The sequence below is a fragment of the Nonomuraea sp. NPDC049129 genome, assembly GCF_040648495.1.
Lineage (GTDB): Bacteria > Actinomycetota > Actinomycetes > Streptosporangiales > Streptosporangiaceae > Nonomuraea.
This window is the reverse complement of sequence record NZ_JBEZDU010000004.1, coordinates 495149-508795: the sequence shown is the minus strand read 5'-3', so window position 1 is coordinate 508795 and position 13647 is coordinate 495149. Positions and strand designations below refer to the sequence as shown.

Here is a 13647-nt window from a genome sequence, read left to right as displayed (position 1 = left end):
CCTCCCCTGTGACCTCCCTTCCTTTCCGCATGCCCTCAATCAAGAGGTTGGTAGCAATGGCTCCTACGTATCTGACCAAGGACCCGGTGCTGGTCCCGAACACCGGCTATGTCTTTTGCGCGCCCGAAGGCACGCCCAAGCCCACCCTGCCGCTGGACATCCGCAACCTGCGCACCCTGCGCGAGAGCGTCGGCTTCCCGTGGGAGTCGATCGGCAACACCTCGCTGGAGAACGGCATCGCCCACGAGAGTGAAGGCGACGACCCGGAGGTGTTGGGTACCTGGCAAAACCCGTCCCTGCGGACGACCAACCCGCCGAAGGTCTACACGGTCACGCTGAACCTGGCGGACTTCACGGTGGAGACCTACAAGCTCTACTACGGCGGTGGCCAGGTCGCCGCGGATGGCTCCTTCGTCATCCCGAACGTGCCGGCCGCGAGCACCAAGGCGATGCTCATCGTCGCCGTGGACGGCGACCGCCATGTGGTCGAGTACTACGAGCGAGTGGCTCTGATCGGTGCTGAGGGCGTCACCTACGACCCGTCGGCGCTGACGGAGATGCCGGTCAAGGCCACCGTCCTGGGCGGTGTGGCCGGTCTCGGTGAGATCTCGCCCGTCATGTGGGGCAAGGCCGTGGTCGTCACCCCGCCGACCGTGACCGCGATCAACCCCGCCTCCAGCGCCCCGGGCACTCGGGTCACGCTGACCGGTACCAACCTCCATGCTCCGGTGACCATCTGGTTCGGCATCTACGAGGGGACCGAGGTGACCACCACGCCGACCGGCACGCAGGTCACCGTCACCGTCCCCACGCCCGTGGAGACGGGCGACCTGTCCGTCCAGGTCAAGGCGGAGACCAACTTCGGCGAGAGCACGGGCCAGGCGTTCACGATCGACCAGGCCCCCTGATCCTTCTTCCTTCTTTCTCCAGCTCAGGCGTGGTGTCGAAGCCCGCCTGAGCACCGAGCCCTGCCGTGCGTCTGGGGATGGCCGCGCGGCGGGGCTTCGCCATCCCTACATCCCCAGAAGAAAGAAGAAAGGAAGCCTCATGGCTCTCAACTATGCGGACCTGGTCGCCGAGGCCGAGCTGGAGATGGCTGAGAAGTCTCTGGAGTTCATCGCCAAGGACGGCAAGACGGTCATGCTTCGCCCGCTGCTTCTGCTCAGCAAGGACGAGCTGAAGACCGTGCAGGTGCTGCTGAAGAAGGTGGCTGACCAGGAGGCGGACTCCCTCGATCGCCTGGCCGCGATCGACAACATCCTCGTGGCGGTCTCTGACCGGAAGGACTCGCTGAAGAAGTCCTTGGCCGACCTGCCCCCCGCCATGCACGCTCGCGTCTTCAACGAGTGGAACGCGGCTGGTAGCCCGGGGGAAGCCTCTGCCTGATCGAGCTCCTAGACAGCCACGGGGACGAGCTGGTCGCCGACTTCCGTCGGATCTACCAGATCGACTTGTGCGACCTGGCCCGCGGCCGGCTCTCCCCCAAGCTCGTCCTGGCGCTCATCAGGCAACTACCCCCAGAGTCCGCGTACATCTCGGCAGTGCGAGGCCCCGAGTACGCCGGCTGGGACCGTCACGCCTACATGGTCGCGGACCTCTTCGACGCCGTACAGCGACTCACCTTCCTCTTCGCGGCCTCCAAGGCGAAGGACCCGAAGAAGCTCAAGCCGCCTCCTCCGTACCCGAGGCCCGGCGTGGAGACCAAGCCCGAACCCACGAAGACCACACCACTGCTTTCCCGTCTACGGGGTGAGGGTGCTCCTGCGCACCTCGGACCAGGGTCGGCTATCCCTCTGCCTCCTCCTCGCCCCATTGAGCGGGCCTAGGAGGATCTCATGGCGGCCAGTCCCGCACGCAAGGAAGTCGCACGAGTTGGCGTCAAGGTCGTCCCGGACACCTCCGGGTTCGGCTCCGATCTCAAGTCGGAGCTGGCCCGGTACGCCAACGAGTCACTGGACATCAAGATCGAGGCGGACTTCGCGAAGTTCGAGGCCGATCTCAAGCGGATCACCTCGGGCAAGCACTCGGTCAACATCGAGGTCAATGCCGACGTTGCCGCCGCCGAGGCGGCCATCGCTCGCGCAGCTCAGGATCGGACCGCGAAGCTGCGGCTCGATGTCGAAACCAGCGCTATCGACGGTGCCATTGCCAAGGCGCAGGAGCGGCTTGCCGGCCTGAACGGGCGCAAGCTCACGATCAATGTGGATCTGGACGCCGCGGCGGCCGAGGCCAAGCTGAAGCTGCTGACGCGGACCGAGACCAAGAAGATCAAGGTCGATATCGACGTCAGCTCCTTCGATAAGGCCAAGCAGGTACTCGGTGACTTCGGGGCTCTGCTTACCAACGCACTGTCGGGGGCTACCTCGATGCTGTCGGGGCTGACTAGCGCGTTCAGCGCGGTTGGCAGTGCGGCCGGAAGTGCGGCCTCCAGTGTCTCCACGGCTGGGTCAGGGATGTCCTCGGTGCTCAGCAGCGTTGGCTCCACAGCCCTGTCTGTCGTCGGCACCGTCGCCCAACTGGGCGGCACGGCAATCGTGATCACCGGCTTGGTCGCTCTGCTGGGTTCTGTGGTAGTCGCGGCTGGCGCAGCCGCCATCGCGATCGGTGGTGTGGCCGTTGCGGCACTGGCGCTGATCGCGCTGCCGGCCATCTTCGCAGGGCTGGTCTACAGCTTCATGCAGTCCTCGAAGGAGCTGCGTGAGGAGTGGGACGCCACCGTCAGCGCGTTCACGGATCGCTTCCGTGAGTCCCTTCAGCCGATGCTGGAGAAGTTCGCCGAAATGGCCACGAAGGCAGCCGACGCGATGCGCGAAGGCCAGCCCTTCTACGACGCCTTCGTCCTGGCGCTCCAAGCATCCGCAGAGGCCATTGAGCCCCTGGCCAAGGCCATGGCCGACTTCGCTACAAATGCGTTGGTCGGCATGGCCAACGCCATGGAGGACCTGGCGGCCTCCGGGTTCTGGGATCAGATCCAGTCCGGGATGGCGACCCTCGGTCAGGCGATAGGCGACTTCTTCACCAGCATGTCGGCCTGGGCGCCAGAGATCGGCGCGGGGTTCCAGGCCATCGCCGATGCGGCACTCCTTCTGCTGCCCTCGATCGGCAACCTGGCGGGAGCGTTTTCCTCTTTTGCTCCTGACGTGATCATGGGCATCGCTGAGGCGTTCAAGAGCCTTTTCGATGCTTTCGCCGCCAACAAGGAGATCTACGGCACCGCGGCCAAGGCACTCGCCGACGGCCTGGCGGCCATGGCCCCCGCCCTGGAGCAGGTCGCAGCCGCCTTCGCCCAGATGGCACCGGCAGTGATCACCGCATTCGCTTCAGGGGTAGACCAGCTCGCCAAGGCGCTCTCTGACCCCGGCACGATCGAGGGGCTGACCAACTTCGCCGTGGCCCTCGTTGACCTGGGCACGAAGGCCGCCGAGGTGGCCGTGTCGATGACGTCGAGCATCGGCAACGCGGTGGAGAACACCGTCAACTTCATGGACCTGCTGAGCGGCAAGATCACCGACTCAGTCACCGTCTCCAATGAGCACCTGAAGGGGCTCATGGACCAGGCCGACAACACGGCCGAGAAGGCGTCCAACCTGGCCAAGCAGCTCTCAGCATCACTGGCGGCTGCGGTCGGTGAGGCCGCAAGCCAGATGACTCAGATCAAGCAGGCGTGGTCCTCCGGCCTCGACCAGATGATTGCCGACGGCGACAGCAAGGGAGCCCAGCTCAGCCAGGGTTTCTACACCCGGTTCCTTGAGCTGAAGAACACGATTTCCGTGGAAGGCGGACAAATCTCGCAGTCCTGGGTCGATCAGATGCAGAAGCTGATCGACGAGACCAGGACTGCCGGCGGCGGATTGAACACCGCCATGGCCGACAACATGCAGAAGGTCCTCAGCGCGGTCACGTCAGCCGGCCCTAAGAACATCGAGCAGATCAGGGCCATGCTCCAGGGCATGGAGAACCAGGTCCAGGCGTCTCAGATCGCCTCGATGCTGGGCATCAAGATGGACGAATCCGCCTCCAAGGTTTCCACCAGCGGTCAGGCGATCCAGTCCAGCTTCGCAGCGGTGATGAACGCGCTGCCGGAGATGGTCCGCAACGCCAAGACCCCTGAGGAGCTCCAGACCAAGCTCGACCAGATGTCCACCATCGTCTCGGCGGCGGCCCCAAAGATGGGCGAGGCGTTCACCCAGCTCGGGCAGAGCATGACCAAGGGTCTCGAAAGCGCCGACGTGTCCAAGTCGGTCACCACGCTGATGACGGCCATCGCCACGGCGGTGACAGCCGGCGTGCCGGCCATCGTGACAGCTTTCCAGCAACTCCCCACACAGCTCGCGTCAGCGATGGCCACCGGATCGACCGGGGTGACAGCCGCCGTCACCACCCAGATGACCAACATCGCTCAGGCAGTGACGACGGGCGTGACCAACGCGGTCACCGCGTACAAGAAGCTCCCGACCGACATGGCCGCGGCCTCCGACTTCTCGGGCACGACCAAGAAGGTCGAAGAGGCCATGAAGGACGCGCAGCAGAAGGTCACCGACGGCTGCAAGAAGATGATCGACGAGTTCAACAAGCTCCCGCCGGCCGCTGAGAAGGCCGGCAAGCTCGGTGGATTCGCCGCGAACATCAAGTCGGAGATGAACGAGGCCGAGCAGGCGGTTTCTGGCGCGGTATCGCGCATCATCAGCCAGCTTGAGCAGCTCGACCGGACATTCACGACGAACATCGTGGTGAACATCCAGGAGAACCATTCGAGCGACGGCGAGGGTGACGGCGGCGGCAACTTCGGCCCTGAGCCGTCGCTGATGAGTGCGGAGACGGCCGAGCCCATGGCGCTGGTCACTCCCTTCGAGCAACAGGCCGAGGCCGCCGAGGCGATCAGGTCCTACGCGCGGGCGCTCGGAGGCAGGCCGGCGTCTGTGGAGGCCGGCGGCTCTGAGCCCCAGCGGGTCTACCACATCACCATCAACGCGGCTCCGAACGTCCCGACCGAGGAGCAGCTTCGGCGACAGCTCGCCTACGCCGACGCCCTCTACGAGTAATCCGCCCTTCGAGCTAGGCCCCGGCCCTTTGGTCGGGGCCTTCTTGCTGTGCCCCAAGGAGTGTGAGTGGAGATCTTCAAGCCCACAGTCGTACAACTACGCGGCGTGGACGGCCGGCTCTACACCTTGGCTGGCGAGGGTGCGACCTCGGCAGCGGTGCTACTCCAGCCGGGCGCGAAGGGCCTCGACGCCCCCAGCTACACCATCTACGCCGACGAGTATCCCGCCATCGACGGCGGCTTCGTGAGATCCGCCCGAGCAGGCATCCGCGAAGTGTTCCTCCCCCTCAAGATCATCGCACCCACCAGGCCCGCGATGATGAAGCTCAAGCGGGAGCTCATCACCTCCCTCAACCCCACCAAGGGCTTCGTCCAGCTCCTCGTGACCGAATACGGGCAGCCGGCCTCTGGAGGTCCACTCGAAGCCGAGCCCACCAAGCAGCTCACCTGCTACTACGTCTCAGGCGTGGAAGGTGGCGATGGATCTTCACAGGGCGTGACCTGGTCAAGCTACGGCCTCATTCTGCGGGCCCCCGACCCGTACTTCCGCAGCCTGTTCCGGACCGAGGCATCCTTCGTCCAGTACGACGTGCTGCGCCCGTTCATCCCAGCCGAGGGAGCCAACCCCTTCCTCAGTGTCGATGGAGTGGCCCCGGGCCAGGGCCTGACGCTCTCGTCCAATCCTGAGTGGATCACTACCCAGCTCCTGTCCAGCGTCGGCGACGCTGCGGTCCAGCCTCGCTGGACGATCCAGGGCCCTCTGAACTCAACCTTCAGCCTTCGCCTCCATGACGCAGACGGCGAAGTGGTCAAGAGCCTGCGCTTCAACAGGGCCGTCAGCTTGCCCCATGGCCAGACCCTCACCATCGAGACGACCCGCGGCGAGCCCGACATCTACCAGCAGGCCAGTGACGGCACCGGCCCCCGCACCCCGATGTGGAGCCGCTTCGACATCACATCCGACATGTGGGCGCTTGAGCCCGGCCCGAACCAGATCTCGTTGCAGATCGATCAGCCTGCCGGCCTCACTCCTGAGGAGTTGGAGGCATGGCTTGCCGACAACAGGCCCGTGATTGGCCTGTCTTACCTTCCGGCCTACCTAGGGATCTGATCCGTGGACAGCTTCAGAATCTTCATCCGCGAGTCACCCTTTCCGCAGAACAGCCTGATCGAGCCGCTGGCCATCCTCGGAGAGGTGACCGCCTTCACCAACTTCGAGGCCATCGTCAGGCACAACGAGGTCGGGTCCTGGACGCTGGACGTTCCAGCTCAGCATCCGCAGGCCCGGCTACTTCAGCCGGGCCGTGGGTTCGTCGTGTTCCGCGACGACAGCGAGGTACCAGTCACGTCTGGCCCCATTCAGAAGATCGTCCGCAAGTGGAGCGCCACCGCGGACTCCGGGGCCGGAACGATCACAGTGACCGGCGTTGACGACAACAACATCCTTGCCGAGCGCCTTGCCTGGACCCGGCCGGATGCCGACATCCGGCTCCAGGGCGCAACGACCTACTGGCCGGCAGACCGAGCGTGGAAGAACGCGGGAGAGCTGCTGCACCACCTGATCACGCAGAATACGCAGTACGCCGGTCCGCGGCGCCTGCCGTACCTGTTCGTCGCCCCGCCATCACCGGACCTGCGGCCCGACGACTCAGCGCATGGCGCTCGACTCAAGTTCGACCGCATTGACGAGCTGACCAGGCTGCTGGCTTCCGTCCATGGTCTAGTCGTGCGCTGCCTGTGGCACCCCAACCCGGCCAGCGTGGGCAGCAACGGTGACCCCGAGGCGAGCGGCCCCGGCCTACTCGTGACCTTCGCACCGGCCCGTGACCGCAGTGACGCGGTCCACTTCTCCGTGGAGTCCGGCAACCTCCAGAGCTACGACTACACGCTGGCAGCGCCGGACGCTACGCGCCTGGTGATCGGCACCCAGAACCGCACCTGGCAGGAGCTTGAGCACCGCGACACCTTTGACGATCTGGGCAACGTGAATGGCTTCACCCGAGACTTCGTCGAGAAGCAGGGCCCAGAGCGCTGGTTCGGCCTCTACAGCAACCGCTCCCGCGACCCCTGGTGGTGGGGTAATGAGGCCACGACCCCCGCTGAGTTCGCCTACACGATTCCGCTCGCCCAGCAGGGCCTGAGCTCTATCGAAGTCGAATGGGGCAGTACCCGCGAAGCATTCAAGGATCGCCGAGACATCCCGTGGCAGTGGGCTCAGGACACCATCCAGCCCGCCGGCTGGCAGCTCGACCCACCCAGTTGGTCGGCTTACTACCGGGCCCTGGCCGACGAGGTGGACTCTTTCAACCGCACAGCCGGACCCAAGGCAGCGATCACCATTGATCCGGTGGAGTCTCCGAGGCTGCGCTACCACACCCACTATCAGGTGGGCGACTTCATCAGCGCCCACATCGATGGTGCGACCCGCCGAGAGCTGGTGAGCGAAGTCCGTCTGTCGCTGACCGTCAGCGACGGCCCCAAGGTCACACCGACCCTGGGCTCCTACGGAACCTCGGAATCGCCGTACCTCTACAAGGCGGTCAAGGGCCTGTGGGACAGAGTCAACACCTTGTCCTCTCGTGAGATGCCGGAGATCTCGGCTGATGAGGTCCCCACGGTTCCTTTCGTCTTGAGAAAGGCGGCGTAAGTATGTCGATCAGCATCAAGAACGTCGAGTTCTTGAACGCCTGCGCGATCTTGCAGGATCTGGACACCGGACTGAACTACCCGATCCCCTCCGGGGATTGCTGGATCGACTACTCGGCTTCCGGAACGGCGCACAACACGAGGGTGCATCTGGACGGTGTCGCCATCACAGTCAGCGACCCCATAGACGCGGACACCCCGGCGGGTGAACGGCTCTACTGGATTCCCAACGACGGCCTCAAGCACACGGTCACCGTCATCGACGACGGCACCAAGGGAACGACGGCTGCCCGCTCAACCGAGACGATCGTCCCGATCATCCCCTGTGATGGGCTTCTGGCCTTCGACGTGCTGGGTGAGTCCACGCATCCGATCACGCGGGAGAAGTACGTCCACGTCTCGGTGACTCACACGCAGATGGCCAACAAGCCACTGTGGGTGGAGTTCTACCGCACGCTGGACTACTCCTCGGGCCCGCAGGTCGAGATCATGGACTTTTGGATCTCTCCGGGTGAGCGCAGGATCGTCAAGGTTGTCATTCCGGCAGACGCCAAGAGGCACGCCGTCTATACCAAGTTCCGGTTCGGCAACAGCTACGACGGCCAGGGCCTTTGGTACACCACACAGGCCAACTACCCGCCGCCGCCCGTTGAGGACCCCAGCAAGATTCCGGCTGTCTTCCTGCCCGGCGAGACGATCGTCGTGGATAGCTCCCCGACAGGGACGCCGCTGGCGACGGACGGCTCGGAGTGGGTCATGCTGGAGATCTCGTCCCGGGACGCCGACACCTGGACCCCGGTAGGTACCGAGGGCGGGTTCATCACTCCGCAGCAGGACGGCACCTGGACGGCGTCCATCCCTACCGACTCCGTGACCTTCCCGAAGGGCTCGAAGTGGGATCTGCGAGCCCGGCGATTCCGGGAGTTCCGTCCATCGGAAGAGGTCATCCGCCAGTTCGACATAGACACCTCGGACGTACCCACTCCGCCACCGCCGGCCAGGCCGCTGATTCTCGGCGAATCCGACCTTCCCAAGCTGGGGACGTGGCTGAATCTCGTCGGCACGGGAACGCCCAGCTCGGTCATCGAGTTCGAGGCCGTCTCCACCGATCCTGGCGGTAGCGAGGCTCAAATCTCCGTTCCGCCATCAACCACCGTGGGCCCGGACGGCACGTGGAAGACACGCATCCGGCAGTCAACGCCGACCAACTCGCTGGGTTCAGCGCCAGTTGCATACCGTGCGCGAGCCAGGCTCAACGGCGCGACCTCGGAGTGGTCCCCGGCATACGGGGTTACCTGGCAGAACGCCGACTGGTGAACATAAGGAGAGACAGACTTGGCCACCTACGATCTTGCACCCAACCCATCTGAGCATGGCTGGCCGTTCGCCACTGGCCCCGGCCAGGTCGTCACTCAGGGCCACTGGCAGACCATGACCAAGACCTGGCAGTCCAACGGCGTAATCGCCATGCCGGAGCAAGGTCCGCCCTCGGCCGGCAACGCCGGCCTGACGGCAGTCCGGGCTTCCGAGGCGGTTGTCACCGTCCAGCCCGGCTCTGCCACCATCAACGGCTTTTACTACGACCTCAAGAGCCCGAAGGACTTCTCACTCGACATCACCGGCGCCGACTTCACAGATGACGGCACAGGCAAGATGATCCGCCGGGACCTGGTTGTGCTCAAGGTGGACGCCGGCCTCGGCGAATTCCGGTTCGTGCAGATCAAGAACGGGGTGAACAACCTCTCAGGCTCGTGGAGGGTCAACCTCACCGACCCGGGAACCGAGATCCCGCTTGTCCAGGTGGACATCGAGCAGGGCGTAGGAGTCGCCCAAGTGGTGGATCGGCGCTGGTTCATCAGCCGGAGCGTCAAGCCGCTCAAGTTCGAGCAGCCGGGCTATGAGCCCGTTCCCCGCGATGGGGAGCTGGGCGTGGACGTCACCGGCTCCCGGCTGGTCATCGGCAAGAACGGCGCATGGGTGTCGGCCCGTGAGGTGTTCACCAACGACATCCCCACCGAGCTGACCACTCGCCTGAGCACCGTGGAGACCACGGTTGCCAGCCATACCACGCAGCTCTCTACGATCACGACCAACTACACCAGCGCTGACACCGCGATCAAGGCCAAGCTCACCAGTACGCCCGTAACTCTGGCCGCTCCGGTGGACAACTCCTGGATCAACACCGGAACGACCGCGTACGTGTTCGGCCCCACCCTCTACATCAACCTCGTGATCACTAGGAAGAACTCCGACTTTGCCGGCAACTCAAGCGCAGGCACGAAGCTGGCCACGTTCTCGGACTTCTTCACCCTGCCCAGCGGGCTGACCATCGCAGCGGACACCTACGCACACGCCTACGTGTCCACCGTCGTGACCGTCGCCAACCAGCACGACATCTGGGTCAGGCTGGACACCCTCAAAGAGCTTGTGCTGTGGAAGTGCCCGCCCGGTATCAAGCTCAACGGTGTCCTGCGAGCGTCGCTGGCAGTTCCTCTCGCCGGATTCACCTGGTGAGCACAGATAACCCACACGGAGGGGGAGGCACTGCACGAATGAGCGACAAGACCGACCCCAACCTCGGCGGAGTCTTCATCAGCACTGGCCAGATCTACAGCCTCCTGCTGGAGCTGAAGTACGACGTGAGGGACATGGCAGTGAAGATCGATCGCTCGGCCGAGGCCAGCGATGACCACGAGACCCGCATCAGGGGTCTGGAGAAGTGGAAGTACGCCATCTCAGCGTCGGTCATCTCCTCGATCGCCGCTCTCATCATGGCGGCGATCAAGGTGTTCAGCCCTTGAGCAAGAAGTAAGAAGTCCATCCCCTCGGGGCCCTGCCGTAAGGCGGGGCCCTTTCCTTTGGGAGGTCCTTTGACGACCCCTACACGGGTAATTGCCGAAGCCACTGCCGATCTGGGCATGCGCGAGAACCCTTCCGGCTCCAACGTCACGCCCATCACCAAGGAGTTCGGGAAGATCCCCGGCTACCCCCACGGCGGCTACGGGTACCCCTGGTGCGCAGCCTCCACCTCCGTCTGGCTCAAGGCCGCCGGCCTACGGCCCGGGACCGACTACCCGCACACCGCCTCGACCATCACCCAGTACAACTGGGCCAAGTCCAAGGGTCGCTGGTACAAGACGCCCAAGGTCGGGGACCTGGTGCTCTACAGCTCCAACAGCACCAGCGGCGGCATCTACCACGTCGAGCTCGTCACCAAGGTCAGCGTCACCTCGATCTCCACCATCGGCGGCAACACTTCCGGCTCGGACAAGAACGGCATCCAGGGCAACGGCGACGGCTGTTACAAGAAGACGATCAGCCGCGGTACCAGCCGAATCTACGGCTACGTCAGGCCGAAGTACTCGGGGACCTCCGACGAGCCTGAGAAGCCTTGGGACGGTAAGTCCTACCCGGGCCACCTGATCCGGCTCGGGGACCACGGTCCCGAGGTCAAGAAGGTCCAGCAGATGCTCCGAGCCTTCGGCTGGGACATCGCCGCGGATGCGGACTTCGGACCCTCGACCCACCACGCGGTCATGGTGTTCCAGCAGAACCGCGGCCTGGAGAACGATGGCGTCGTTGGCAAGGACACCTGGGCCAAGCTCGTCGCCCCCAAGCCCCCCGCCGCGCCGCCCAAGGCGGCCACCAAGCCCGCCGCCCGAGCGATGAAGCTCGGGGACGAGGGAGCCGACGTCAAGCGCCTTCGAGACCGGCTAATCGCCAAGGGCTACACCTACCTCAAGCCCGGCTCGAAGTGGGGCTCGTACATGACGGTCGCCGTCATGGACACCCAGGCCCGCCACAAGCTCAAGGTCGATGGCGTGGCCGGTGAAGACACCCTCAAGGCCCTCGGCCTGTAAGGAGCCATCCCTTGGACACCTCCGAGTTCGCCGCATCCTTCCAGCGGCTGATGGACGAGCAGAGCAAGCCGTCCACCCCAGATCCCCAGCAGGACGTGCTGCTGGTATCGGCTCCCCCGGAGCCTGAGCCCGACCCGTTCTTCGACCGGTACTTCGTGCCCGAGAACCGCACAGCCGACCTTCCCACCTACACCCCCGAACCCGAGGACCCGTACGGGGTCTTCGACGATCACCTGCTCGACGAGACAGAGGAGACCAAAGACGTGGCTGTTACCAACCCCGCCAACGCCAAGTACCGCGCCACCCGCACCGGCTACCAGGGCCTGATCGCGTCCGTGCTGATCGCCGTCGGTGGAGTCCTGGCCTCGCTGACCGTTGGCGCGGCCATTGACTGGCGCCTGCTCGGCCTGTCCGTGGGCCAGGCGGTCCTGACCGCTGTCGTGTCCTACCTCCACAACGACAAGAGCGCCGAGACCAGCGAGTAACCGTCCCAGCAGCAAGAGACAACCGGCCCCCGCTTCGGCGGGGGCCTTCTCACGTCCGAGGGAGTATGGATGGCAGGCGTCTACCGCTTGAAGATCGACCAGGGCACGACCGTACGCCGCGGCTTCCGGTGGCTGCGCAACACCACACCTGTGGACCTCACGGGCTGCCGAGCCCGGATGGAGATCCGTACCGCCGTCGGCGGAGCGCTCATACACCGCCTCGACACCGACGAGGGAGACGGCCTGACCATCGACGGCCCCGCAGGCATGATCACCCTTTCCATCCCGCCATCGGTCTCCTCGGCCTGGACCTCCCTCACGGGGGTCTACGACCTGGAGGTGGTCTTCCCCGACGGCACGGTGACGCGGCTCGTCCAGGGTCCGATCTCGGTCTCTGCGGAGGTGACCACGGGTGAGTGACACCATCGAGATCACAGCAGACGGCAGCGTCGTCCAGATCAACGAAGACGCCGCAGTTGTCTCGATCGCTGAGGCCAGCGATGTCGAGGTCATCGAGGCCGGCTACCTAACCGGAGGAGAGTCTGGAGGGCCTGGCCCTCAGGGTCCGCGTGGTTACAGCGCCTACGAGGTGGCCGTCCAGGCGGGATACCCGGGCACCGAGGCGCAGTGGCTTGCCTCCCTGACCGGACTTCAAGGCCCTAAGGGCGACACGGGCAGCGCTGGACCTCCTGGCGCTACCGGCGCCACCGGTCCGAAGGGCGACCAGGGGCCAACCGGTCCCAAGGGTGATACCGGCGCGTCAGGTCCTACTGGCGCCCAAGGCCCCAAGGGAGATCCCGGTGCCGTGGGTCCCGCTGGTGAGACTGGCCCGCAGGGCGTGCAGGGTGTCCCGGGAACCAATGGCGCAAACGGTGCTAGCGCCTACGAGCGGGCCGTTGCTGGTGGGTTCGTGGGGACCGAGCCTCAGTGGCTCGCATCCCTAGTCGGCCCTAAAGGGCCACGAGGTCCGGAAGGTCCTCAGGGTCCGCAGGGCCTACAGGGCTCACCCGGCACGCCCGGCAATACTGGACCCGAGGGTCTCCAAGGCATTCAGGGAGTGCAGGGGCCTCAAGGCCCGAAGGGTGACCAGGGTATTCAGGGGCCTGCCGGAAACCCAGGCGGCACCGGCCCTACCGGACCCATGGGGCCCGGCACCCTGCCGTACTCCATCGGTGGCAATGTGACTGTGGGCGTCGGGACGTTCCGCATCTACAACGACACGGCTACCGCGTGGACCATTACCGGGGTCCGAGCGACCGTTGGCACGGCACCCACAGGCGCGGCTCTAACAATCGACGTGAACAAGAGCGGAACCACGATCTTCGGCACGCAGGCCAACCGCCCGTCGATCCCTGCCGGACAGAACACGTCGGGCAGGGCAACCGGCATGACGGTTACGAGCGTCGCGCCTGGCGAGTACCTCACGGTTGATGTGGACACGATCGGCTCGACCGTTGCGGGAGCAAATCTGACCGTCCAAATCACGATTGCCTAGGCGGGTCTGATGCTCTCGATTCATCCATCGACGCCGGCCATGGTCATGGCAGCCAATGTGCCCGACGCGACTACAGCCCCCTTCTCACCCCCTGCTGGTTCCCTGCTGGTGGCATGCACC

The 13647-nt window shown here is 65.0% G+C and carries 13 protein-coding genes; all 13 read left to right on the top strand.

The genetic code is table 11. From position 1 onward, the window contains the following. Positions 1–56: 56 nt before the first annotated feature. The 13 genes from AB0B64_RS15115 to AB0B64_RS15055 all read left to right on the top strand — a co-directional run bounded on the left by AB0B64_RS15115 (position 57) and on the right by AB0B64_RS15055 (position 13527). A complete protein-coding gene (locus AB0B64_RS15115; protein WP_358177771.1) occupies positions 57–908 on the top strand; it encodes an IPT/TIG domain-containing protein in 852 nt (283 codons plus the stop codon). A gap of 139 nt (positions 909–1047) precedes the next feature. After that, the gene (locus AB0B64_RS15110; protein WP_358177768.1) at positions 1048–1386 is read left to right on the top strand and encodes a hypothetical protein; all 339 of its coding nucleotides are present in this window, start codon (positions 1048–1050) and stop codon (positions 1384–1386) included. Between the two features lie 65 nt (positions 1387–1451). Then, a complete protein-coding gene (locus AB0B64_RS15105; RefSeq protein ID WP_358177763.1) occupies positions 1452–1826 on the top strand; it encodes a hypothetical protein in 375 nt (124 codons plus the stop codon). A gap of 9 nt (positions 1827–1835) precedes the next feature. Beyond that, complete coding sequence (locus tag AB0B64_RS15100) at positions 1836–5042, top strand: hypothetical protein (protein ID WP_358177760.1); 3207 nt, start codon at positions 1836–1838, stop codon at positions 5040–5042. A 105-nt stretch (positions 5043–5147) separates the two neighbouring features. Next, the gene (locus AB0B64_RS15095; RefSeq protein ID WP_358177757.1) at positions 5148–6152 is read left to right on the top strand and encodes a hypothetical protein; all 1005 of its coding nucleotides are present in this window, start codon (positions 5148–5150) and stop codon (positions 6150–6152) included. Positions 6153–6155: 3 nt separating this feature from the next. After that, positions 6156–7688: a hypothetical protein gene (locus tag AB0B64_RS15090; protein WP_358177754.1), complete on the top strand. Its 1533-nt coding sequence runs from the start codon at positions 6156–6158 to the stop codon at positions 7686–7688. A gap of 2 nt (positions 7689–7690) precedes the next feature. Continuing rightward, complete coding sequence (locus AB0B64_RS15085; RefSeq protein WP_358177751.1) at positions 7691–9004, top strand: hypothetical protein; 1314 nt, start codon at positions 7691–7693, stop codon at positions 9002–9004. A gap of 18 nt (positions 9005–9022) precedes the next feature. Continuing rightward, on the top strand, positions 9023–10201 hold the full coding sequence (locus AB0B64_RS15080; RefSeq protein WP_358177748.1) for a hypothetical protein: 1179 nt from the start codon (positions 9023–9025) through the stop codon (positions 10199–10201). Between the two features lie 38 nt (positions 10202–10239). Beyond that, positions 10240–10488 carry a hypothetical protein gene (locus tag AB0B64_RS15075; RefSeq protein ID WP_358177745.1) on the top strand — a complete coding sequence of 83 codons (249 nt, stop codon included), beginning with the start codon at positions 10240–10242 and terminating at the stop codon, positions 10486–10488. Between the two features lie 117 nt (positions 10489–10605). Beyond that, the gene (locus tag AB0B64_RS15070) at positions 10606–11547 is read left to right on the top strand and encodes a peptidoglycan-binding protein (protein WP_358177742.1); all 942 of its coding nucleotides are present in this window, start codon (positions 10606–10608) and stop codon (positions 11545–11547) included. Positions 11548–11558: 11 nt separating this feature from the next. Further along, positions 11559–12032, top strand: a complete 474-nt coding sequence (locus AB0B64_RS15065; protein WP_358177739.1) for a hypothetical protein — start codon at positions 11559–11561, stop codon at positions 12030–12032. Positions 12033–12101: 69 nt separating this feature from the next. Next, positions 12102–12452 (top strand): hypothetical protein, encoded by a 351-nt coding sequence (locus tag AB0B64_RS15060; RefSeq protein WP_358177736.1) that lies wholly within the window; start codon positions 12102–12104, stop codon positions 12450–12452. Positions 12453–13173: 721 nt separating this feature from the next. Continuing rightward, entirely contained in the window at positions 13174–13527 is a 354-nt protein-coding gene (locus AB0B64_RS15055) for a hypothetical protein (protein ID WP_358177733.1), read from the top strand. Positions 13528–13647: the final 120 nt, after the last annotated feature.